Consider the following 20,977-nt stretch of genomic DNA (forward strand, 5'->3'; position numbering starts at 1 on the left):
GCCTAGGCCCGTGGGGCGCCCGTGTGATCGACGCCGAGGGCGCGGTTGATCGTGATCCGCTCGACGAGTGTCCACGCGGTCGTCGTCATGAGGTAGAGGGTCGCGGCGAGCGGCACGAACGCGGCGAAGACGGCGGTGAGGAACGGCATGAAACTGAGCATCCGCGTCATCCCCGACAGGTCGACCCCGCCGGGCAGCTGGGTCGCGGAGTCGGCCGCCGAGGTGGTCGGCTGCGGCATGAGCAGGTGGCGGGAGAGCGCGGCGACGACGGCGATCGCGACGATGAGCCCGGCATAGAGCAGTCCCGCGACCCAGGTGAGGTCGCCTGCGCCGATGAGACCGACGAGGCTCGAGCTCAGCGGAATCCCGAAGAGCGTGTGCCCGAGCAGCTCGTTGGCCTGACCGCCGATCGTCGGCTGGACGAAGAGGCCGTAGACGGCCATGAGCACGGGAATCTGCAGGAGCACCGGCAGGCAGCCGGCGAACGGGGAGGCGTTCTCCTCCCGATAGAGCTCCATGAGCTTCTCCTGCATGACCTGCTGGTTCCCCTTGTGCCGCTTCTGCAGCTCGGCGATCTTCGGGGCCAGGCGCTTCCGTGTGATGCCGGCCCTGACCTGCGAGAGGCCGACGGGGATGAGGAGGGTGCGCACGGCGAGGGTGAGCACGATGACGGCGATCGCCGCACTGCTCTCACCGGCGAGCGGTTGGAGGAGGTCGCTGAGCGCGGTGACGAGCCAGTACGCGCCGGAGACGAGGAGTTTGATGGGTGGGAATTCGTAGATGTTCACAGACGGTGTCCTTCGTTCGTCCGGGTGAGCACGGAACCGGGCTCACGCGGCGTGCACGCGCACTGCGACAGTGCTCGGGCACAGGGGTGGGGTCGTCACCTGAACGAGGAATAAGCTGCTGGACTCCCGCGCCGAGGCGGGGCAACGGGGCCGTGCCAACAGGACAGCACCGAGGCGGGGCAACGGGGCCGTGCCAACGGGGCAGCACCGAGGCGGGACAACGGGGCCATGCCAACGGGGCAGCGCCGAGGTGGGGCAACGGGGACATGCCAACAGCGCAGCGCCGAGGCAGGGGGCAGTCCCGTCAGAGCATCGCAGAGGAGTCGTCGTTCAGGCGTGGGCTGAGACGACGAAGGACGGCGCTCTGGCCATCACGGTGCCCGGGGTGCCGGGTGCGGCCGGCATGCGGAAGTCGCGGACCGCCGAGGGCTCACGGCGCATCCACGGACCGTGCGGGGCCAGGGAGAGCACGCGCACGAGCGCACTCGCCGCCCACACCCCGACGGGAGTGAGGAACGCGGCACCGAGGAGGACGAGGACGAGAAGATGCGCCGGCGACTGCGGAAGCACCGCATCGACATCGGCGCTGAGCACGACGACGATGAGCTGGATCGCCATCCACAGACTCAGCATCGCACCCGCCTTCCCCCAACAGTTCCTGCGCTGTCGACGATAGCACGCGCGTCTGCCCACGGCAGGCACGATCCGCTCCCGGCAGAATCCGCACCGGCGACCGCCTCGGCGCTGTCATCGTGGGGACATGTTCACACTCACCGCTCCACCGGTCTGGGACGAGAACGACGACGTCCCCACCGTGACCCCCGTCCCCGAATCCCAGCGCATGCTCTTCGCCCACCGCTCGGTCGTCTTCAACGGCGAGCTGCGCGACGACAACGGCATGGAGATCGCCTCCCGCCTCATCCTCCTCTCGGCCGAGGACCCGGCCGCCGACATCTTCCTCTGGATCAACTCCCCGGGCGGGTCGGTGCCGATGATGCACGCGATCGCCGATGTCATCGCCGCCCTGCCGAACGATGTCGTGACGATCGCGTTCGGGTGGGCCGCCTCGGCGGGGCAGTTCGTCCTCACGATGGGCACGCCCGGCAAGCGCCTGGCGCTCCCGCACGCGAAGATCCTCCTCCACCAGGGGTCGGCGGGGATCGGGGGCGCGGCCGCCGACATCGAACTCCAGGGCGGGGACCTGCGCGACGTCCGCGACTCCGTCCTCACCCGCATCAGCGAGGCGACCGGGCAGACCTTCGACCAGGTGTTCCACGATTCCCTGCGCGACAAATGGTTCTCCGCCGAGGCGGCCGTCGAGTACGGCTTCATCGACCGGGTCGTGTCCGCCTCCTCCGAGCTCTTCGCGCCGCTGGGACCGGGGCGCACGCACGGACTCGCGACGGACGGAGCCCGGTGATGAGCCAGTACACGATCCCCCACGTCGTCGACCGGTCGGGGAACTCCGAGAAGATCGTCGACGTCTACTCGCACCTGCTCGGCAATCGGATCATCTACCTCGGCGTGCCGATCGACGACGGCGTCGCCAACACCGTCATCGCTCAACTCCTTCACCTCGAAGCGTCCAGCCAGGAGGTGCCGATCCACCTCTACATCAACTCACCGGGCGGTTCGCTCACCGCGATGACCGCGGTCTATGACGCGATGTCGCACGTGTCCGCGCCGGTCGCGACGACGTGTGTCGGACAGGCGGTCGCCGACGCCGCGGTGCTGCTCGCCGGGGGAGAGGCGGGGCAGCGGTCGATGCTCGCCCACGCCCGGGTCGTCCTGCGGCAGCCGCACGCGGACGGGGCGCGGGGGACGATCCCGGACCTCATCGTCGCCGCCGACGAGATCGTCCGGCAGCGCCGAGAGGTCGAGGCGATGCTCGCCGCCGACACGGGGCGGACTCCCGAGCAGATCCACGCCGATCTCGACCGTGACCTCGTCCTCGACGCGACCGCGGCGAAGGCGTTCGGGATCGTCGACCAGATCGTGTGAGGCGGGTGCGCCGCGCTGGAGGTGGGTTGGGGTGCCGGGCGCGAGGTGGGACGCCGGGCTGGCGGCTTGCCGAGCTGTGGGATTGACGTCCTGTGGGTTCGGTATGGCGGAGGTTCGCCGGGCTGTGCGTTCGCCGTGCTGCAGGGGCTCAGGCCGCGAGTGAGAGCTGAGCCTGGCCGGTGCTCCGCGCGGGTGCGGGAGCCTGGGCGAGGCGGGCGAGCTGGAGCGAGCCGGCCTGGAGATCGGCGGCGGCGAGCACGAGGACCTGAGGGAGGGAGAGGCCGAGGACGGCGGCGATCGCCTCGATGACCTCCGAAGAGGGATCCTTGAGGCCGCGTTCGATCTCGGAGAGGTACTGCGTGGAGACCCCCGACAGCTTCGAGACGGCGGCGAGGGTGAGCGCGAGCTCCGTACGCCGCACCCGCAGCACGCGGCCGAGGGTCTCTCGCCAGAGCCGGGGCGGGGTCACGGGGGCGCGTTGGTCGTCCATGCTGTGAGCCTAGGCCGACCGACGTCGGCTCGCGAGGCTTTCCGCTGTGAGCAGACGACCGCGGCAGCAGCGCGGGAGGTCGCGCCAGCCTCGCGCGAGGTCGATTCGGCATCGCGTGGGGCTAACGCGGCACCGCGGGAGGCGCCTCGAGGTGGATTCCGCTCGACTCTCGCGTCGATCTCGAGCGGAATCCACCTCGGGAGCACTCTCAGCTCACGTCACCGAGCCCGACTCACGTTACCGAGTCCCGACTCATTTCGTCGGGGCGTCGGCGACGGTCGAGTCCGCGCCCGCGGAGAGCAGGTAGCGGAGCACGTCGGTGGCGGTGACGACACCGAGCGTCCCGTCGGCGCGCTCGACGAGAGCGAGCTGTGAGCCCTCCTCCTTCATCACGGCGAACGCCTGAATGACGGTCATCGTGCCCGGCAGCACGGTGACCGGTCGCAGCGCCTCGGTGACGGGGTCGGCGTCGTCGAGCATGAGGACGTCGCGCACGTGGACCATGTGGGTCGGGGGTCCGTTCTCCTCCGACCGCACGAGGATGCGGCGGTGCCGCTTCTCGTGTGAGGCGCTGCGCACGTCCCCGGCGGTGGCTCCGGGGCCGACGACCGTCGGCGCCCCGTGCCCGGCGACGAGGTCGTCGAGCGTGAGCTTCGACAGCGCCAGGGCGCTGAGCAGGGAGTCCGAATCGTCCTTCTCGAGCGTCCCGGCCTGCGCCGAATGCTGGAGCAGCTGCCGCAGATCGTCGGGGTTGTGCGACTGGTCGACCTCGTCGACGGGTTCGACGCCGACGCGCTTGAGGCACCAGTTCGCCGCGTTGTTGAGCGCGATGAGCAGCGGCCGGGTGACGAACATGAACGCCCGCATCGGCAGGGCGAGCATGATCGCCGACCGCTCCGGGTGGGCCACGGCCCACGACTTCGGCGCCATCTCACCGACGACGAGGTGGAGGAACGTGACGATGACGAGCGCGAGGACGAACCCGATGACGTCGGCGAGCCACAGGGGCAGGCCGGCCGCCTCGGCGATCGGGGTGATCCAGTAGTGGACGGCGGGCTTCGTGATCGCACCGAGGGCCAGGGTGCAGGCCGTGATGCCGAGCTGGGAGCCGGCGAGCAGCACCGAGAGCTCGGTCGAGCTGCGCAGGGCCGCCCGGGCCGAACGGCTCGTCGGGGCGGCGTCCTCGAGCCGGTGGCGCTTGGCCGCGATGAGGGCGAACTCGACGGCGACGAAGAACGCGCTGAGTCCGATGATGAGGATGGTCAGGGCCGCGACGACCCACGGGTTGCTCATCATGAGGCCTCCTCGATGGTCACGGTCAGGCGGGAGGGCACGTGCGAATCGACCTCCACGACTTCGGCGGCGAGCACCTCGGCGACGGGCGGCTCGGCACCGGCGAGATCACCGGGATCGATCGGCAGGGGGATCTCGAAGCGGTCTCCGACCTCCGGGAAGCCCTTGGCGTGCTCGACGACGAGACCGGACAGGGTCTGCGCACTCGTCTCCGGCAGCTCGCGCTGCAGGGCCCGCTCCACCTCGTCGAGCGGGATGACGCCGGGGGCCGACCAGCGGCCGGGCACGATCTCGACGATCTCCTCGACGACGGCGTCGTGCTCGTCGACGATGTCGCCGACGATCTCCTCGCCGAGGTCCTCCATCGTGATGACGCCGGCGAAGCCGCCGAACTCGTCGACGACGCACGCCATCTGGGCGTGGTTGTCGGTGAGCACCCGGACGGCGTCGGGCAGCGGCAGCGACTCGGGCACGAACACGGGGTCCTTCATCAGCGACGCGAGATCCGCGTCGTCCGGGTCGGCGGCGATGACGTCGAGGAGGTCGATCGTGCCGATGACCTCGTCCTCGTCGGAGAGCACCGGATAGCGGGAGTGCCCGGTCTGCATGAGCGCACGGATCTCGCGCAGCGGGGTGCCCTCGTCGATGACGTCGACACGGGAGCGGGGCACGACCGCATGGTCGACGGTCTGCTGCGGGAAGTCGAGGATGCGGTCGAGGACGAGGGAGTCCTCGTCGACGAGGTCGCCGCTCTCCCGCGACTCCGCGACGATGTGCTTGAGGTCGCGCCGGTTGACGGCGTGATCGACGTCGTGGACGGGTTCGATCCCGAGCACCTTGAGCAGGGCGTTCGAGGAGGCGTCGAAGATCTTGATGAGCCACCCGAAGATCGCCAGATAGATCGAGGTCGAGCGGGCCAGCCACAGCGCCAGGGCTTCGGGGCGGGCGATCGCGAGGTTCTTCGGGAAGAGCTCGCCGAAGAGCATCTGGATGATCGTCGAGACGACGAGCGCGAGCACGGTGCCGATGAGGACGCCGGTGCCGGTCGGGATCGGGGTGCCGCCGAGGGCTTCGCCGACGGCGGTGCCGATGAGCGGCTCGGCGACGTAGCCGACGAGCAGACCCGTCACGGTGATGCCGAGCTGTGCGCCCGAGAGCATGAAGGAGGTGCGGCGAGTGATGCCCAGCGCGCGATCAGCGGCGCGATCGCCTCCAGCGGATCTGGCCGCGAGGCGGGAGCGGTCGACGGCCATGTAGGCGAACTCCTGGGCCACGAAGTAGCCGGTGGCCACCGTGATGAGGAGAACGACGATGAGGCCGATGAGCAGAGAGAGCAGCCAGGTCATCGTCGGCCACCTGCCTCTGCAGGATGAAGTTGTCGAGTGTGGTGCGAAGTGATGTCCCAGCCGGGACTTCGATAGTCGTCCATGTTCCTTCCGAAAGAGACTGTGGCAACGGCTGAGCACGATTATCCGGGTGTCAGCTGGCAAAAAGCTGAGTCGATGACGGCCGGGGTTTCAATTCTCTTGAAAACTTAAGTTAGGCTGTCCTTGTCAAGCACACGGACCGCGTCGCGGTCCACCACTGTCGAAAGGGCAGGGATGTCGATTCCATTCGCGCGCCGGGCACTCGCCGCGGGCACCATCGTCGCACTCGCGTTCACCGCGAGCGCATGCAGCACAGACTCCTCGGCGTCGGAGGCCACCGCGTCCTCGGACTTCACCCCGGTGACGATCGAACACGCACTCGGCCAAGCCGTCATCGAGGAGGAGCCGCAGCGCGTCGTCACGCTCGGACAGGGGTCGACGGAGACCGCGATCGCCCTCGGCAAGACGCCGGTCGGCATGGAGGAGTACGCGTGGGGCAGCGATGACACCGGCTACATGCCGTGGATCTACGAGGCCGTCCAGGAGCGCGGCGACGAACTGCCCGAGCAGTTCCAGGGCGCGACCGAACTCGACGTCGAGAAGATCGCCTCGCTCGAACCCGACGTCATCCTCGCCCCATGGTCGGGCATCACCGCCGACCAGTACGAGCAGCTCGACGCGATCGCCCCGACGGTCGCCTACCCGGAGCAGCCGTGGACGATCGAATGGGACGACCAGATCACGACGATCGGCAAGGCGCTCGGGCAGGAAGAGGAGTCGCAGCAGCTCGTCGAGGACGTGCAGAGCCAGCTCGACAGCGCCAAGCGCGATGAGTACAAGGACCTCACCTTCTCCTTCATCTACAACGACGGCCCGGGCACCCTCGGCGTCTTCTACCCGCAGGAGCAGCGCGTGGCCATGGTCTCGGCGCTCGGTCTCACCCCCGATCCCATCGCCGAGGAGCTGCGCGCCGACTACGATGCGCCGGGCACCGATTCCGCGCTCATCGGTCTGGAGAATGCCGACAAGCTCAACAACTCCGACCTCATCTTCACGTTCTACTCGGATCCTGCGAGCCGCAAGGAGATCGAGGGGCAGAGCGTGTACGCGAACATTCCCGCGATCAAGGCCGGTGCCGTCGTCGCCCCTGAGGACCAGTCGTTCGTCACCGCGTCCTCGATCATCAACCCGCTCACCGTGCCCTGGGCGCTCGAGCGCTACGTCCCGATGATCGACGCCGCCGTTGAGAAGGTGCAGAAGTAAGATAGCGCGCCGCCATCGCTCGGGCCCGATCGCCGAGGTGGTCCCGGATGTCGTCCGGGGCGATGACCTCGGCATCGGGCCCGAGCTGCCACAGCGCCCAGATCGCGTGCTCGGCATCCTGGAAGGTCACGGTGAGGTCGAGTTCACCGCCTGCGACCGTGCTCTGCCCGGGAGGCCGCTGCTCGACCGGCCGCGCCCGACCGAGGTCGATCGCCGTCGCGCGCAGGGCCGCGGCGCCGGCGCCTGACGTCCGCACCGTCACCTCGACGGTGTCACCGGCCGTGCGGAAGCGCTCGCTGCGCTCGCGCCACAGCGCCGGCAGGTCGACGGTCTCGGGGCGGTCGGCCACCTCGGCGAGGAGTTCAGCGGCCTGGATCCGCGACAGCCGGTACGTCCGATCCTCCCCGCCGGCCAGGGCGAGGAGATACCCCCGACCCCGCGCGGAGACGAGTCCGACCGGATCGACGATGCGCCACCTCGGTGAGCGCTCGGGTGAGCCTCCCGCGGACCGATAGAGGAGCCGGAGCCTGCGGCCGCGGAGCACACCGAGGCGAACGGACTCGAGCACCTCGGCCGGCACCGTCTCCGATGCGCGGGGCCTGGCGAGGAGGTCGATGTCGGGGTCGATGAGGATCCGCTCGCTCACCGTCGTCGCCTGGGAGCGGTGACTCTCCGGCAGCGCGTCGACGAGTTTGCGCATCCCCGAGCCGAGAGCCGGAGCTAGCCCGAACAGCTCCTCGCCGCGGGGGAGACCGGCGGTGAGCAGCGCGAGCGCCTCATCGTGGCGCAGGCCGGTGAGCTCGGTGCGGAAGCCGGGCAGAAGGGAGAAGCCGCCGTGCCGACCCCGCTCGGCATAGACGGGCACGCCTGCGGCCGAGAGCGCGTCGATGTCGCGCAGCACCGTGCGCGTCGAGACCTCGAGTTCGCGGGCGAGCGTCTGCGCCGACAGTCGGCCCCGCTGCCGCAGCAGGAGGACGAGGGAGACGAGCCGGTCCGCACGCATGTCGTCACTCTATGCGAATACCTGACAGGAGATGTCGTGATTGTCGGACAGCCTTGAGGGACGGGGCGTCGACCACGGCGTCCTCACACCCACCTTCAGGAGGAACGATGGACCGCACGGCAGTCAATCCCGTCACCTGGTCGACCGAGCTCGGCTTCAATCAGGGCGAGCTTGTCACCGGGCCCGCCCGCACCCTCTTCATCTCCGGTCAGACGGCCATGGACGCCGAGGGCCGACCCCAGCATGAGGGCGACATCGCCGCACAGCTGCGCCTCAGCCTCGACAATGTCGAAGCCGTCCTCGCCGCAGCGGGCATGGGGTTGAGCGATCTTGTGCAGCTCAACGTCCACACGACCGACATCGACGGGCTCTTCCCGCACTACGGGGAGCTCGCCGGGCGCCTCGCCGCGGCAGGCGTCGCCCCCACGACGACGATGCTCGAGGTCAGTCGGCTTGCGGTGCCCGGCCAGCTCGTCGAGCTCGAGGGGATCGCGCTTGCGTGAGCGCGGCTTTGTGCGTCTCCCACGCCGCAGCGAGGTCGACGTCGTCGATGAGCCACGACATGTAGTCGTGCATGTTCGTCACCCGGGCATGGGCGTCCGTGCCCGGGGCGACGCGCTCGAGCGCCGAGGCGGCAAGGCTGCGCTGGGCGCGCAGGTAGGCATACTCGCGCTCGAGGAAGCCCGCCCACACATCCTCGTCCATGATGAACCGGTCCGCCCGGGTCCCCGGACGGCGCACCCGGCGGACGAAGCCGGAGTCGACGAGGCGGCGGGTCGCCGTCGACACGGTGCCCGCACTGATGCCGAGGGCCTCGGTCAGCTCGGCCGCGGTCACCCCGCCGGAGGAGTCGAGGAGCAGGTAGCCGGCGATCCGGCCCTCGAGGACCGAGGCCCCCGACATCGCCCACATCGTGCCGAAACGGGTGCTGAACTCGATCCGGAAAGCGCGGCCTGCGGTACTGTCGTCGGACATCAGCTCAGCGCGCTCAGCTTCTTCCATTCGTCCCAGGAGTACACCCAGTCCGAGATGTCGCTGTCCTCGGTCGACAGGTCGACCGAGGAGTCCTTGATGATGACCGGATCCCCGTAGATCGCGGAGTCGTAGTACTCCTTCGCCCGCTGCGTCGTTAAGTTGATGCACCCGTGGGAGACGTTCTGCGACCCCTGGACGCCGGCCGACCACGGGGCGGCATGGACGAACTCGCCGTTGTTGTGGATCCGCACGGCCCACTGCACCGGGGTCGTGTAGCCCCACCGCGCCGAGGTCATCGTGTAGTTCGCGTGCTTCGACATGACGACATGCGTGCCGTTGTACGACGGCGCCTTCGCCGAGCCGAGCGACGTCGGGAAGTCCATGACCTCCTTGCCGTCGCGGGTGACCGTCATGCGATGGGTCTTCGCGCTCGCCTCGGTGACCTGCTCACGGCCGATCTCGAAATCCAGGGTGAGATCATTGGCGCCGATGCGGCCATCGGCCATCGGCACGTTCTTCACCGGCGCATCGACGGAGACCTTCGAGTACGCGGGCCAGTACTCCTTCGGGCGGAAGTGGAGACGCGACTCCGGATCGTTCGGCAGCCATGCCCACGACCCTTCGACCTCGCGCTTCTTCCCGTCCTCGTCGGTGACGTCGACGGAGAGCCGATGCTCGACATCGTCCCGGTACTCCTTCGCGACCGTCGACCCGAAGGTGAGGACGATGGGCGCTGCGACCCCGACGGTCTGGTCGTCGGAGAGCACGGTGCGCATCGTCATCGGCTCACCGTCGGCCGCAGCGACCGTGGCCGTGGCCTCGAAGTCGTGGTCCTTGCCATCGGGCGTCGTCGCCGTCGCGCTCACCTCGTACGTGCTGTCGGCGACGAGATCGAAGTCCGAGGTCCACCCCGCTGCGCTGTCCGGTGCCGTCACGGTGTCGGCGTCATTCGGCGCCGAGGCGGTCGACGGGCTCTCCGACGACTCCGGCGCCGAGGTGGCCGACGGGGACGGCGCGTCCGTGTCCTCCGGTGAGGTGAGTCCCCCGGCGGTCGGGTCGCCTTCGCTCTCGAGTTCCGTGCCGGCGGCGTCGACGAAGGTGCCGGGATCGACGGCGATCCTCGGGTGGTCGGGATCGACGAGGCTGACGTCCTTGAGCACCGCGCCGTCGACGCTGAGGACGAGGCGCTTGCCGGAGTCGACGTCGATGTCGGCACCGGTCTGCACGGTCTCGCCGACGGAACTGCCGGTCGCGGTCGGGGAGGCGCTCGCCTCGGAACCGTCCGCCTCGGCGGAGTCATCCGCTTCGGAGGCAGCGCTGTCGGCGACGGTGCCGATGCGGAACTCGGGTGCGGGGGAGACCTCGGCGGACGTCGAGTCCTCACGGGTGTCAGAGGGGTCGGAGCTCGACGGGGTGCAGGCGGCGAGGAGGGCCAGAGCGGAGACGGCGGCGATCGCCCCGGAGATCTTCGTGCGTGACAAAACAGGGAACCTCGTTCGGAAGACAGAGAAGGGGAGCGGAATCAATGCTATTGATGCGAAATCACGAAAGTATTGAGAATGCGTGACAAAGCCCGCGTGGAATTCCGCTTAACGCCTCTCACCTGGGGAATCGGTGCGTCAGGGAGTTGTGGAATCGTGATGTGGAGGGGAATCGAAGGACTCCCCGTGCACCCGCCAGAGCTCGCTTACCCTTGCTGCCTTCCGGCCCTGGGGGAGTTCACAAGATGACGCCGCACGGGGAGCCACCGACCAGTCTAGGCGAGGTCGCGGGCTGCGGACAAAATGAGCGCGTGCGAGGTCGATCACTGCAGCCGGCGCGCCTTCGCCAGCAGCACCTCCCGCTCCCGGTCGTTCGTCGCCAGCGCGGCCGCCCGCTCGAACTCGGCCACCGCCTCGGCGCTCCGTCCGGCCCGGGCGAGGAGCTCACCGCGCACGCTCGGCACATGATGGAACCTCGGCAGCGCCGCGGTCACGCCCCGGTCGGCGATGTACTCGAGCCCCGCCTCGGGGCCGTGGGCCTCAGCGAGGGCGATCGCCCGGTTGAGCGTCGTGATCGCCGACGGGGCGGCCAGTTCGAGGTCGCCGTAGAGGGCGGCGATGCGCTCCCAGTCCGTGTCCGCGAGCGTCCGCGCTCGCGCATGGACGGCGGCGATCTCCGCCTGCAGCGTGTACGTTCCGCGGGTCTCGCGCAGGGTCAGCGCCGTCGTCAGCGAGGCCTCGCCGAGGCGGATGAGCGACCGATCCCAGCGCGTGCGGTCCTGGTCGGCCAGAAGGACGGGTTCGCGGTCGGGGCCGAGCCGGGCGGGGAAGCGCGCGGCCGTCAGCGCCATGAGGGCGACGAGTCCGTGGACCTCGGCCTCCCGCGGCAGGAGACCCGCGGTGATGCGGGTCAGTCGCAGGGCATCGAGCGACAGCTCCGGCTTCATCCAGTCCGGACCCGAGGTCGCCACGTGGCCCTCGGAGAACATGAGATAGAGGACGGCGAGCACCCCGGTGATCCGGCCCGGCCAGGCGTTCGCCGGCGGCAGCTCGAAGGGGACCTCGGCGGCGGCCAGCGCCTTCTTCGCGCGGACGATGCGCTGCTGGATCGTCGGAACGGGAAGGAGGAACGCCCGGGCGATCTCCTCGCTCGTCAGCCCGCCGACGACCCGGAGGGTGAGCGCGAGCTGCGCCTCCCGGGAGAGCACGGGATGGCACGAGATGAAGATGAGGCGCAGCACGTCGTCGTCGATGGCATCGGGATCCCACGGCAGGGCGGTCGCCGTCGTCTCCTGCTCGTCCTCGAGATCCTCTCCGAGGGCGGCGATCCGCTCGGCGAAGCGCTCCTGCCGCCGCCACGTGTCGATCGCCCGGCGTTTGGCCACGGTCATCAGCCAGCCGGCGGGGTTCGCGGGGATCCCCGCCTCCGGCCACGCACTCAGCGCCTCGGCCACGGCCTCCTGCGCGAGATCCTCGGCGAACCCGAAATCGCCGACATGGCGGGTCAGGGACGCGATGATCTTCGCCGCCTCGATCCGCCACGTCGCCGCGACCACCCGAGCCGCCGCCTCGGCGGTGCTCCGGTGGTCGCGGTCGGTACCGCCGGCAGTCGGCGCCGCGGTCTCCGGTGGGGACATCAGTTCCCGGCGAGCCGGCCCTCGGCGATCCACTCCTGTTCCTTCTGCACCCATTCGTTGTCCTGAGGGAAGTCATCGGGCCCGGTGACGCGGCGGACCTCGATCTGGGAGCCGGCGCTCAACGGTGCGCGCTTGGCCCATTCGACGGCCTCCTCCTGCGAGGAGACCTCGACCATCCAGAATCCGTTGAAGAGCTCACGCAGCTCCCCGTAGGGCCCGTCGGTGACGACGGGATCGTCCTCGCTGAAGTCGACGACCGCGCCCTCCGAGGCGTCGGTGAGCCCGGCGCCGTCGGCGAGGACACCGGCCTCGATCATCGATTCGTTGTACCGTCCCATGGCGGCGATGACCTCGTTGAAATCGGCCTGTTCGAAGGCGTCGACGGCGGCCTGGTCGACGGCCCGCATGATGAGCATGTACTTCATGATGACTCCTAGCAGTCAGATGAACCTCGGAGAGTCCCGGTCGAGACCCTCTCATGCACTACGTCGAACAAGCCTAGAGCGGATCGACAGGGTGGCGAGGAAAACTTCGAGAAACTTTTCCGGCGAGGTGTCTCCTCTGCGCGTGTGGGCGACGTCACCGGCCGAGACCACAGTGTTATCACCTCGTGACCCCGCCGCAACTGCAGATGGTGTGACCTCTGCGTAGGGTGGAGTGTCCCTCCCGTCGATCCCCGTCCCCGATCCCCGCCGTCTAAGGAACCATGCAGATCTTCCGCCGCGTCATCCTGCCCAGCGCCTTCCTCTTCGTCCTCGTCGTCATCGCCGCGATCCTCGCCTGGATCGCCTTCAAACCGGCGCCCGAGGACGGCTTCGACGCCGCCTCGGCGACGGGTGAGCCGGTCGGCTCCTCGGTCTTCGCCGAACGCGGATCGATCGCCAACACCCTCGAGCTCAAGGGCTCCATCGCCGTCGACAAGCCGACCGCGGTCAAGGCCGGACGTGAGGGCACCGTCAACCACTTCTTCGTCAAACCCGGCGACGAGGTGCTCAAGGGCGCCCAGCTGTTCCAGGTGAGAAGCGAAGGTCAGCCCGCCGAGGCGGCCGCCGGTGACGCTGCCGACGGCGCAGGCGACGGGCAGGAGGCTCCCGCGGCCCCGGCGCCCAAGCCGAGCTATCACACGGTCGTCGCTCCCGACGACGGCACCGTCGGCGACTTCGCGGTCGAGAAGAACGACACCGTGACCGCCGACACCGAGGTCACGCAGCTGCTCAAGGACTCCTTCACCGCCCAGGCCGACATCCCCGCCGTCGACCTCTACCGGGTGCCGAAGCTCCCGGAGACCGCATCGATCGCCATCACCGACGGGCCCGAACCCTTCGACTGCACGGCCCTGCGCCTCGACCAGGGGTCCTCGGTCAAGAGCGCCCCGAAGCCCGAGGACGCCGGTGCCGAGGACGGCACCATGCCCGAGGACGGCGGGGCAGGAGCCGCCGGTTCCGGAGACGGGCCGAAGCTCATCTGCGGCATCCCGGACAAGCAGACGGTCTACAACGGACTCGCCCTGACGATGACCGTCGAGGCGGGCAGTGCCGACGACGTCCTCGTCGTCCCCGTCACCGCGGTGCGCGGAGTCACCGACTCCGGCACGGTCTGGGTCGTCGGCGAGGACGGCAGCCAGGAGGAGCGTCCGGTCGAGCTCGGTCTCAACGACGGCGCGATGGTCGAGGTCAAGTCCGGTCTCGAGGAGGGTGAGGAGATCGAGGAGTTCGTTCCCGGCGCCGAACCCGAGGACGAGGACGACATGTCCGGCGGCGAAGAGTTCGACTTCTGATGGGGGCGACGCCAGACATCCCCGCCCCGCCCGGAACCGCACCAATGACAGAGGAGTCCACGGCCGCCTCGGCGCCCCTGCTCTCGCTGCGCCACGTCGCGCGCACCGTGCCCATCGGTGAGGGCACGCTGCTGACGATCCTCTCCGACATCAACCTCGACGTCCGGCCGGGTGAGCACATCGGCATCGTCGGGCGTTCGGGCACCGGCAAATCGACGCTGCTCAACATCCTCGGCCTCCTCGACCTGCCGACGGCAGGGGAGATGGACTTCAACGGGGAGCCGGTGCAGTCGATTCCCCGCAATCGCGCGGCGAAGATGAGAGGCCGGGACATCGGCTTCGTCTTCCAGCAGTTCAACCTTCTGCCCGGCCGCACCGCCGTCGAGAACGTCGAGGCGCCGCTCATGTACGGCACCGGCAGCGAATTCCGGAACCGGCGGAGGATCGCTTCCGAGATGCTCGAGCGGCTCGGTCTCGGCGACCGGATCGATGCGAAGCCGAACCGGCTCTCCGGCGGCGAGCAGCAGCGGGTTGCGATCGCCCGCGCCCTCGTGCGCCGGCCCAAGCTCGTCCTCGCCGATGAGCCGACCGGCGCCCTCGACGTCGAGACCGGCAGGACCGTCATGGGCCTCCTCGACGGCATCACCCGCGAGTCGGGTGCCGCGCTCATCACGATCACCCACGACCTCAGCATCGCGAACATGGCCTCCCGCCGCTACGCCCTCCACCGGGGCGAACTCCAGGCGATCCGCAACGACGCGACGGCGCAGGCGCTCTCCGGCGCGCCGGCGGCAGGAGGTGCCCGATGATCTCAGCATTCCTCGCCTCGATCGTCGAGGCCTGGCAGGAGCTGCGCGTCCACAAGGTCCGGGTCCTCATGTCGCTCATCGGCGTCGGGGTCGCCGTCTGCGGCCTCACCCTCGTCGTCGGCTTCGGCAACATGATGCAGAAGGGACTCGTCGACGACTTCGAGCGCTCTGGCGGTCGTGATTCGACGTACATGTTCTCGGTGATCAGCCCCAGCGGCGAGACGAGTTCGGCAGACGCGGAGAAGATCTCCGACGCGATCGAAAAGACCCAGAGCCGGTTCGACATCGACTACGTGTCGGCGACCGGGCAGTCGGACCTGCGGCTGCAGAGCCCGACGGGCAGCATCGACGCGACGCTGACCATCGTCGATGCCGACTACGAGGTCATGCACAGGGTGCGGGTCGAGCACGGACGATGGTTCACCGCAGCCGACGCCGAGAACATGGCCCCGGCGATCGTCGCCGATCAGGTGTTCCTCGACCAGTACGGCCTCGACGCCGGTGCGCTTCCTGCGACCGTCGACCTGCCCGGGCATCAGGCGGGAGTGGCCACCGTCATCGGGTCGGTCGCCAGCCCGAGCTATGCGGAGATGGGCACCTTCTACGCGCTGAGCGCGCAGGCGGAGAAGTTCGGACCGACGGTCTCCCGTCCCACCGAGTTCGAGATGTGGCTGCCCCCGGACGTCGCGCAGCAGCTGAGCAAGCAGGTCACCTCCGACCTCAAGCGGCAGCTCCCCGGGTACACCATCGACAGCTATCGCAGCGATTTCGCCGAGGATGCCGCCGGCGCGCTCGGCCCCGTGCAGAACGTCCTGCTCGCCATCAGCATCCTCATCCTCTTCATGGGCATGCTCGGGCTCATCAACATCTCGATGGTGACGATCCAGCAGCGGATCAGGGAGATCGGCATCCGCCGCTCCTTCGGCGCGACGAGCCGGCGGATCTTCTTCTCCGTGATGATGGAGAGCGTCGTCGCGACGACCGTGGCCGGCGCGATCGGCGTGCTCATCGCCGTCCTCGTGCTCAAGGCCCCGATCGTCGGGCAGGTGCTCTTCGACGGCATGGTCACCCCGCAGGTGCCGTTCTCCGCAGTCGTCGTCGGCATGCTCGTGTCGATCGGGATCGGGGCGCTCGCCGGACTCGTCCCCGCGCTCGTGGCGATGCGGGTGCGCATCATCGACGCCATCAGGGCGTAGCGCGCGGCGGGAGCCAACCGCCGGGCGACGGGAGCCATACGCCCGGTGACTGCTGCGAGCCCGGACCGAGACGATCGGTCCGGGCTCGCGGCGGTTTCGAGCCGGTGCGCTCAGGCTGTGATCGTCCGCCTCGCTTCACGGAGCAGGACGAGGGCGCCGATGCCGAAGATCACGCTCATTCCGATCTGGGCGAGGCTCGCGACGGCGAAAGCCGTGTCGAAGCCGAAGCCGGCCGCCACCGCGTGGAAGAGCGCACCGAGGAGGGCGACACCCACGGCGATGCCCGCCTGCTGCATCGTCGCGATGAGTCCGCCGCTCAGGCCCGCCACCCGGTCGGGCACGGCGCTGACGACCGTGCCGACGAGCGGACCGAACTGCAGCGCCTGACCGACGCCGAGGAAGATCGAGGGGAGCTGGATCCACAGATTGAAGGCCTCGCCGGCGGCCGCGGCTGCCCAGGCCACCCCGAGCAGGCCGATGACCTGGAGCAGCGTGCCGAGCAGCATCGTGCCCGGGCCGGTGAGCCGCCGGACGACGCGGGGGACGGCGAGCGAGGTGAGGAGGAAGGCCGCGGCGAAGAGGCCCAGGGTGAGCCCGGAGATGTAGGCGGGGTCGTGGTGACCGGTCTGGCTCGTCTGCGCGAAGTTGTACATGAAGGTGCCGAACCCGCCGAAGAAGACGAACGACATGACCATGCCGACCCATGCCGCCGGCATGCGCACGACCTGCGGAGGGATGAGCGGATGGCGGTCGGTCGCCTCGGCGCGGGCCTGCCAGGCGACGAAGGCGCCGAGGGCGAGGACGGCCGTGACGAGGAGGATCACGGGCAGCGGCAGCCAGCCGGTCACCGGTCCCAGGGCGAGGCCGATGACGAGGCAGAGCATGCCGATGCCGAGCAGTCCCGCGCCGCGGAGGTCGAGCGGCACCGGATGAGGAGTCCGGGACTCGGTGAGCCTCAGAGAGCCGAGGAACGCGGCGAGGGCGACGACGGCGCAGCTGAGGAATGCCGCGCGCCAGCCCCACGCCGCACCGAAGAGGGAGATGAGGCCGCCGCCGATGACCTGACCGCTGACGGTGCCGACCCCTGAGAATGCCCCGAAGAGGCTGATCGCCCGCAGCCGCGCCGCACCTGCGAGGGCGTGCTGGATGCTTGCGAGGATCTGCGGCATCATCAAGGCCGCGGCCAGACCCTGCCCGGTGCGGGCGACGAGGAGAGCACCGGTCGTCGGAGCGAGACCCACGGCGAGGGAGACGATGACGAGGGCGGCGGTGCCGATCGTGAAGAGGCGACGCCGGCCGAAGCGGTCGCCGATGCGGCCGCTGAGGATGAGCCCCGCGGCGAACGATGCGGAGAACAGGCCGACGACGAGGGCGGAGGCGGAGTCACCGGCGCCGAGGTCGGCCTTGACGGCGGGGATCGCGATGTTCGAGACGGAGAACATGTAGGTCGCGAGGAACGCGCCGACGTGCAGCGGCCACAGAGTCGCCTCGGACTCCGAGGTCGCGGTCGGTTGGGGGCGCGATGGCGGCTGCGTCGACGATGCGGTCGGGGCGGTCGCCTCGGCGGGGTTGTCGTTGTGGACGGGAGCACTCGATTCTGCCGTGGCGGCACCGGGAGAGATTCTCATGCTCCCATTGTTCGGTCGCGGTGACCAAGGTGGGAGGGCGTGGTCATGGTGGTGGTCGCGCCACCTGGATGCGGGCGGGGGAGTGGGCGGAGAATGAGGGCATGGCACAGGAGAGGACAAGTGAGCTGGGGCGGTTCCTGCGGTCGCGGCGCGATCGGGTGCGGCCCTGCGATGTCGGGCTGGCGAAGGGGACGAGGCGGCGGGTGCCGGGTCTGCGGCGCGAAGAGGTCGCGGTGCTCGCGAACATCGGCACGAGTTGGTACACGTGGCTCGAGCAGGGGAGGGAGGTCCACCCCTCCGAGTCGGTGCTCGAGGCGATCGCCGAGGCGCTGCTGCTCGACCGTGAGGAGCGCGCGCATCTCTTCCTCCTCGGCGGATACCCGGATCGGGCGACGAATCCCGGCGATTCGGAGGTCGGCGAGCAGCTGCGGATGATGCTCGACGAGGTGCTGCCGCTGCCGGCGATGGTCACCGATCCGACGTACACGATCCGCGCGTACAACGAGGTCGAACGGTATCTCACGACCGATCTCGCCGAGGTGGCCCCCGCCGACCGCAACTGCGTCATCCAGGCGTACGAAAACCCCGAGTGGGCCTCGATCTTCCAGCCGATCGACGAGCACAAACGGCTGCTCGTCGCGAAGATGAGGGCGGCGTACGCCGAGTCGCTCGAGGACCCCGAGTGGGGTCCCCTGCTCGAGCGGCTGAGCCGGTACCCCGACTTCCGAGCGCTGTGGGATTCGGGCAATGTCGGGCGGACGCCGGGCCGGACGAAGGTCGTCGAGAACCCCTACGTCGGCACCCTCAACCTCACGATGGCCACGCTCATCGCGCAGGAGAACCAGCGGCTGACGCTGTCGGTGTATCTGCCGGTCGACTCCGTGACCCGGGCGCGGCTGGAGACGCTGCACGGGTGGATCAGGGACGGCAGCATCGAGAAGAAGCGCGCCGAGGTCGTCGCCGAGCATGAACGGGCGCTCGCAACCGCGGCTGATGGGGGCGATCGGCCTGTTCACCTGCGGGTCGTGTGATGGTTCACACTGGGCCTCTGCGATTTCGCATTGCGGTCACGACTCCGATAAGCTGATCCGCGGAGGATTCGCCTAGTGGCCTATGGCGCTCGCCTGGAACGCGGGTTGGGTTAACGCCCTCAGGGGTTCGAATCCCCTATCCTCCGCCAGCAAGCGCAAGCCCCTCACCTGGGAAGATTCGGGTGAGGGGCTTCTGCGTGCCGGGGTGCCCGCGCGACACGGGGCATCGTTGCAGAGGCACACGGCGTCGGTGCGGCGACACGCTGCGATCGGCACGGCGCAGGCGCGACACGGGGCAGATGTCGGGCAAAAGTAAAATTGCCCCACGACTAGTCGCCTGCATTTTCACTTTTGGCCCGCAGGGTGGCGTGCACACTAGCGTTCGCTCGGTAGCCGGTAGCCGGTAGCCGGTAGCCGGTAGCCGGTAGCCGGTAGCCGCCGGCCGGGCCGTCCCTGCGCGCGCCGCAGCTCGCGAAGCTCAGCCGCTCGGGAGCGTGGGCGCTCCGGAGCGGTCTCCGCCGGACGCCAAGCGCCGGCAGTGCTGAACCCCGCCGCTCACCCCATGGTGAACGATGCGGACTTCAGCTTGAGCGCACTGCGCAGCTCGGCGCCGGAGCGGGTCGCGGTCGCCCCCTTCGTCGAGGTCGCCTTCGCCGAGGTGACGAGCCCCGCCTTCGTCCGGGTCAGCGTCACCGTCGCGACGTCGGGCAGGCCGAATGCCTTCGCCATCGCCGCCTGCGAGGGCGTCACCGTCCACGCGGCATTCGGGTTCCCGGCGGCTTTCGACTTCGACGCCGCATCGTCACGGGACTGCAGGTAGGGGACATCGCTGCCCCACACCTCGGCGGCGGAGTTCGTCACCCCCGCCGAGGACGAGGAGTACACGGCGTCGATGAGTGCACCCTTGTACATGACGACCTTCGCGTTCCTCACGTTCGCCCCCGATCCCGACTGCGTGGCCTGGACGGCCCTGCGCCAAGGACCGCTTTCGCGAGCGTTCTCGTGCGCCCAGCCCTTGAAGTGCTGCGAGGTGACCTCGTCGTAGACGTTGCACGCGCAGTCGGCCTTGAGCGGCCCCAGATTGCGGTAGGCATACGTCCGCGCGGCGATCGCCTGCGCCTCGAGCGCAGGCGACTGCCAGGACGCGGGGACCTCGGCGATGCCCGGCAGGTACTCGGAGTTCGTCCGCATGACGCCGAGGACGTTGAGCGCGTTCTTCAGCTGCCGGATCTCGATCTTCCCGTGCCGATAGGTCCCCGTCGACCCCGACTGGGCGCGGCTGACCGCGACCGTCGTCGCCTGCGACCCCGACCAGTAGCGCGTGTTCTGCCACTCGACGGTCATCCACGAACCCTCGTAGGACTGACCCCCGACCTTCGCCCTGACTCTGCCCGACGACGTCCGCTCGACGGTGATCGCCGAGCCCGACTCGACCGTCGTGCGCCCGACCTTGACCCGCAGGCGGCCCGCGGACGGGGTGAGCGTCACCGACTTCTCCCCGGCGAGCAGCTGGACGGTGATGTCGGAGTTCGCGTTCGCCGAGGTCTGCGTGACCGTCGCCGGGTTGTAGTAGTGCTCGAGGATCTGCGTCGCGCTCTTGCCGGCGGCGGCCATCCCGCGGGCCCCGTACTGGCTCATCCCGACCCCGTGGCCGAACCCGGAGCCCTTGAGGGTGAACGACGACGGCGCCGTGGTCAGCTCGATCTTCGCCCCGGCGGCGCTCGTCCACGTGATGCGCCCGTTCTCGAAGTCCTGCCGGGTCACCGAACCCGCCCTGTACTCGTTGCTCGTCGGGTACCCGAGCGGCCCGTTCTCCCAGCCCGACTTCTGCCACGCCGTGCGGATCGCACCCCACGTCGCGTGGGCCCCGGTCGCCTTCGTCCAATGGATCGTGCCCGCCCTGAACGTCTGGTAGCACCCGCCGTCCCTGAGCGTGCACCGCTCGGGGCTGACCGCCGGGCCCAGCCGTCCGGTGTCCCCGCCGAGCGAGCGGTGCATCGCACCGATGCCGCCGCCGGTGGGATAGGCCGCCGCGGCCGGCGCGGGCACGGTGACGGTGAGCGCGCCGGAGACGGCGACGAGGAGAACGGTGAGCAGACAGGAGAGGACGCCGGACGGCATACGCCCGGTGGAGGAAGCACGCATGTGATGATCATATGCGCAGGTGGCGCGTCCACGGACACACCGAGGTGAAACGCAGACGAACTCCCCGGAACCGCGGTCCCGGGGAGTTCGCGC

Annotated in this window: 20 protein-coding genes, 1 tRNA gene and 1 other RNA gene; 9 read left to right on the forward strand and 13 right to left on the reverse strand. The window is 69.4% G+C overall.

The genetic code is table 11. The annotated features are described in order from the left end of the window. Nucleotides 1-2: 2 nt before the first annotated feature. Together ACFQ91_RS07200 and ACFQ91_RS07205 are read right to left on the reverse strand one after the other, a co-directional pair. Nucleotides 3-788 carry a YidC/Oxa1 family membrane protein insertase gene (locus tag ACFQ91_RS07200; protein ID WP_198500625.1) on the reverse strand — a complete coding sequence of 262 codons (786 nt, stop codon included), beginning with the start codon at nt 786-788 and terminating at the stop codon, nt 3-5. A gap of 330 nt (nt 789-1,118) precedes the next feature. Then, nucleotides 1,119-1,421: a hypothetical protein gene (locus ACFQ91_RS07205; protein ID WP_198500626.1), complete on the reverse strand. Its 303-nt coding sequence runs from the start codon at nt 1,419-1,421 to the stop codon at nt 1,119-1,121. A gap of 127 nt (nt 1,422-1,548) precedes the next feature. Between ACFQ91_RS07205 and ACFQ91_RS07210 the strand changes: the two genes are divergently transcribed. Next, complete coding sequence (locus ACFQ91_RS07210) at nt 1,549-2,208, forward strand: ClpP family protease (RefSeq protein ID WP_211978055.1); 660 nt, start codon at nt 1,549-1,551, stop codon at nt 2,206-2,208. Next, entirely contained in the window at nt 2,208-2,789 is a 582-nt protein-coding gene (locus ACFQ91_RS07215; protein ID WP_211978054.1) for a ClpP family protease, read from the forward strand. Before ACFQ91_RS07210 ends, ACFQ91_RS07215 begins: the two co-directional genes overlap by 1 nt. A gap of 148 nt (nt 2,790-2,937) precedes the next feature. On the opposite strand, the gene ACFQ91_RS07220 is transcribed toward ACFQ91_RS07215, so the two are convergent. The 3 genes from ACFQ91_RS07220 to ACFQ91_RS07230 all read right to left on the reverse strand — a co-directional run bounded on the left by ACFQ91_RS07220 (nt 2,938) and on the right by ACFQ91_RS07230 (nt 5,918). Next, complete coding sequence (locus ACFQ91_RS07220; RefSeq protein ID WP_211978053.1) at nt 2,938-3,279, reverse strand: helix-turn-helix domain-containing protein; 342 nt, start codon at nt 3,277-3,279, stop codon at nt 2,938-2,940. Nucleotides 3,280-3,531: 252 nt separating this feature from the next. Then, nucleotides 3,532-4,575: a CNNM domain-containing protein gene (locus ACFQ91_RS07225; RefSeq protein ID WP_376904146.1), complete on the reverse strand. Its 1,044-nt coding sequence runs from the start codon at nt 4,573-4,575 to the stop codon at nt 3,532-3,534. Beyond that, nucleotides 4,572-5,918: a hemolysin family protein gene (locus ACFQ91_RS07230; protein WP_140955727.1), complete on the reverse strand. Its 1,347-nt coding sequence runs from the start codon at nt 5,916-5,918 to the stop codon at nt 4,572-4,574. Before ACFQ91_RS07230 ends, ACFQ91_RS07225 begins: the two co-directional genes overlap by 4 nt. A 255-nt stretch (nt 5,919-6,173) precedes the next feature. Between ACFQ91_RS07230 and ACFQ91_RS07235 the strand changes: the two genes are divergently transcribed. Beyond that, the gene (locus ACFQ91_RS07235; RefSeq protein ID WP_211978051.1) at nt 6,174-7,202 is read left to right on the forward strand and encodes an iron-siderophore ABC transporter substrate-binding protein; all 1,029 of its coding nucleotides are present in this window, start codon (nt 6,174-6,176) and stop codon (nt 7,200-7,202) included. Here ACFQ91_RS07235 and ACFQ91_RS07240 read toward each other — a convergent pair. Further along, the gene (locus tag ACFQ91_RS07240; protein ID WP_211978050.1) at nt 7,132-8,205 is read right to left on the reverse strand and encodes a YafY family protein; all 1,074 of its coding nucleotides are present in this window, start codon (nt 8,203-8,205) and stop codon (nt 7,132-7,134) included. The genes ACFQ91_RS07235 and ACFQ91_RS07240 overlap by 71 nt on opposite strands. A 107-nt stretch (nt 8,206-8,312) precedes the next feature. Between ACFQ91_RS07240 and ACFQ91_RS07245 the strand changes: the two genes are divergently transcribed. Beyond that, the gene (locus ACFQ91_RS07245; protein WP_140955730.1) at nt 8,313-8,708 is read left to right on the forward strand and encodes a RidA family protein; all 396 of its coding nucleotides are present in this window, start codon (nt 8,313-8,315) and stop codon (nt 8,706-8,708) included. On the opposite strand, the gene ACFQ91_RS07250 is transcribed toward ACFQ91_RS07245, so the two are convergent. From ACFQ91_RS07250 to ACFQ91_RS07270, 5 genes are all read right to left on the reverse strand, one after another. Beyond that, nucleotides 8,650-9,180, reverse strand: a complete 531-nt coding sequence (locus tag ACFQ91_RS07250) for a GbsR/MarR family transcriptional regulator (RefSeq protein ID WP_211978049.1) — start codon at nt 9,178-9,180, stop codon at nt 8,650-8,652. The genes ACFQ91_RS07245 and ACFQ91_RS07250 overlap by 59 nt on opposite strands. Further along, a complete protein-coding gene (locus tag ACFQ91_RS07255; protein ID WP_198500630.1) occupies nt 9,180-10,661 on the reverse strand; it encodes a L,D-transpeptidase in 1,482 nt (493 codons plus the stop codon). The genes ACFQ91_RS07250 and ACFQ91_RS07255 overlap by 1 nt, the downstream gene beginning before the upstream one ends. Before the next feature lie 172 nt (nt 10,662-10,833). Then, an RNA gene (gene ffs, locus ACFQ91_RS07260) (signal recognition particle sRNA small type) lies at nt 10,834-10,929 on the reverse strand. A 55-nt stretch (nt 10,930-10,984) separates the two neighbouring features. Further along, entirely contained in the window at nt 10,985-12,298 is a 1,314-nt protein-coding gene (locus ACFQ91_RS07265) for an RNA polymerase sigma factor (protein ID WP_198500631.1), read from the reverse strand. Further along, on the reverse strand, nt 12,298-12,723 hold the full coding sequence (locus ACFQ91_RS07270) for a YciI family protein (protein ID WP_198500632.1): 426 nt from the start codon (nt 12,721-12,723) through the stop codon (nt 12,298-12,300). The genes ACFQ91_RS07265 and ACFQ91_RS07270 overlap by 1 nt, the downstream gene beginning before the upstream one ends. Before the next feature lie 281 nt (nt 12,724-13,004). On the opposite strand from ACFQ91_RS07270, the gene ACFQ91_RS07275 reads away from it, so the two are divergent. From ACFQ91_RS07275 to ACFQ91_RS07285, 3 genes are read left to right on the forward strand one after another with little or no spacing between them, the layout of a single operon-like run. Beyond that, nucleotides 13,005-14,075: an efflux RND transporter periplasmic adaptor subunit gene (locus ACFQ91_RS07275; RefSeq protein ID WP_198500633.1), complete on the forward strand. Its 1,071-nt coding sequence runs from the start codon at nt 13,005-13,007 to the stop codon at nt 14,073-14,075. Nucleotides 14,076-14,119: 44 nt separating this feature from the next. Continuing rightward, on the forward strand, nt 14,120-14,884 hold the full coding sequence (locus ACFQ91_RS07280; RefSeq protein ID WP_198500634.1) for an ABC transporter ATP-binding protein: 765 nt from the start codon (nt 14,120-14,122) through the stop codon (nt 14,882-14,884). Continuing rightward, a complete protein-coding gene (locus ACFQ91_RS07285; protein WP_198500635.1) occupies nt 14,881-16,080 on the forward strand; it encodes an ABC transporter permease in 1,200 nt (399 codons plus the stop codon). The genes ACFQ91_RS07280 and ACFQ91_RS07285 overlap by 4 nt, the downstream gene beginning before the upstream one ends. 110 nt (nt 16,081-16,190) lie before the next feature. On the opposite strand, the gene ACFQ91_RS07290 is transcribed toward ACFQ91_RS07285, so the two are convergent. Continuing rightward, entirely contained in the window at nt 16,191-17,708 is a 1,518-nt protein-coding gene (locus ACFQ91_RS07290; RefSeq protein ID WP_198500636.1) for an MFS transporter, read from the reverse strand. Nucleotides 17,709-17,809: 101 nt separating this feature from the next. Between ACFQ91_RS07290 and ACFQ91_RS07295 the strand changes: the two genes are divergently transcribed. Next, on the forward strand, nt 17,810-18,739 hold the full coding sequence (locus ACFQ91_RS07295; RefSeq protein ID WP_198500637.1) for a helix-turn-helix transcriptional regulator: 930 nt from the start codon (nt 17,810-17,812) through the stop codon (nt 18,737-18,739). A 61-nt stretch (nt 18,740-18,800) separates the two neighbouring features. Further along, nucleotides 18,801-18,888, forward strand: a tRNA-Ser gene (locus ACFQ91_RS07300). Nucleotides 18,889-19,294: 406 nt separating this feature from the next. Here the strand turns inward: ACFQ91_RS07300 and ACFQ91_RS07305 are convergent. Beyond that, nucleotides 19,295-20,884, reverse strand: a complete 1,590-nt coding sequence (locus ACFQ91_RS07305) for a SpoIID/LytB domain-containing protein (protein ID WP_211978048.1) — start codon at nt 20,882-20,884, stop codon at nt 19,295-19,297. Nucleotides 20,885-20,977 lie beyond the last annotated feature (93 nt).

Source organism: Brevibacterium sp. NPDC056726, from assembly GCF_042790515.1.
Classification (GTDB): domain Bacteria; phylum Actinomycetota; class Actinomycetes; order Actinomycetales; family Brevibacteriaceae; genus Brevibacterium; species Brevibacterium sanguinis.

Coding starts and splice junctions, on each gene's coding strand:
- ACFQ91_RS07205 (WP_198500626.1), bottom strand. CDS start 1,421: ATGCTGAGTCTGTGGATGGCGATCCAGCTCATCGTCGTCGTGCTCAGC.
- ACFQ91_RS07210 (WP_211978055.1), top strand. CDS start 1,549: ATGTTCACACTCACCGCTCCACCGGTCTGGGACGAGAACGACGACGTC.
- ACFQ91_RS07215 (WP_211978054.1), top strand. CDS start 2,208: ATGAGCCAGTACACGATCCCCCACGTCGTCGACCGGTCGGGGAACTCC.
- ACFQ91_RS07220 (WP_211978053.1), bottom strand. CDS start 3,279: ATGGACGACCAACGCGCCCCCGTGACCCCGCCCCGGCTCTGGCGAGAG.
- ACFQ91_RS07225 (WP_376904146.1), bottom strand. CDS start 4,575: ATGATGAGCAACCCGTGGGTCGTCGCGGCCCTGACCATCCTCATCATC.
- ACFQ91_RS07230 (WP_140955727.1), bottom strand. CDS start 5,918: ATGACCTGGCTGCTCTCTCTGCTCATCGGCCTCATCGTCGTTCTCCTC.
- ACFQ91_RS07235 (WP_211978051.1), top strand. CDS start 6,174: ATGTCGATTCCATTCGCGCGCCGGGCACTCGCCGCGGGCACCATCGTC.
- ACFQ91_RS07240 (WP_211978050.1), bottom strand. CDS start 8,205: ATGCGTGCGGACCGGCTCGTCTCCCTCGTCCTCCTGCTGCGGCAGCGG.
- ACFQ91_RS07245 (WP_140955730.1), top strand. CDS start 8,313: ATGGACCGCACGGCAGTCAATCCCGTCACCTGGTCGACCGAGCTCGGC.
- ACFQ91_RS07250 (WP_211978049.1), bottom strand. CDS start 9,180: ATGTCCGACGACAGTACCGCAGGCCGCGCTTTCCGGATCGAGTTCAGC.
- ACFQ91_RS07265 (WP_198500631.1), bottom strand. CDS start 12,298: ATGTCCCCACCGGAGACCGCGGCGCCGACTGCCGGCGGTACCGACCGC.
- ACFQ91_RS07270 (WP_198500632.1), bottom strand. CDS start 12,723: ATGAAGTACATGCTCATCATGCGGGCCGTCGACCAGGCCGCCGTCGAC.
- ACFQ91_RS07275 (WP_198500633.1), top strand. CDS start 13,005: ATGCAGATCTTCCGCCGCGTCATCCTGCCCAGCGCCTTCCTCTTCGTC.
- ACFQ91_RS07280 (WP_198500634.1), top strand. CDS start 14,120: ATGACAGAGGAGTCCACGGCCGCCTCGGCGCCCCTGCTCTCGCTGCGC.
- ACFQ91_RS07285 (WP_198500635.1), top strand. CDS start 14,881: ATGATCTCAGCATTCCTCGCCTCGATCGTCGAGGCCTGGCAGGAGCTG.
- ACFQ91_RS07290 (WP_198500636.1), bottom strand. CDS start 17,708: ATGAGAATCTCTCCCGGTGCCGCCACGGCAGAATCGAGTGCTCCCGTC.
- ACFQ91_RS07295 (WP_198500637.1), top strand. CDS start 17,810: ATGGCACAGGAGAGGACAAGTGAGCTGGGGCGGTTCCTGCGGTCGCGG.
- ACFQ91_RS07305 (WP_211978048.1), bottom strand. CDS start 20,884: ATGCGTGCTTCCTCCACCGGGCGTATGCCGTCCGGCGTCCTCTCCTGT.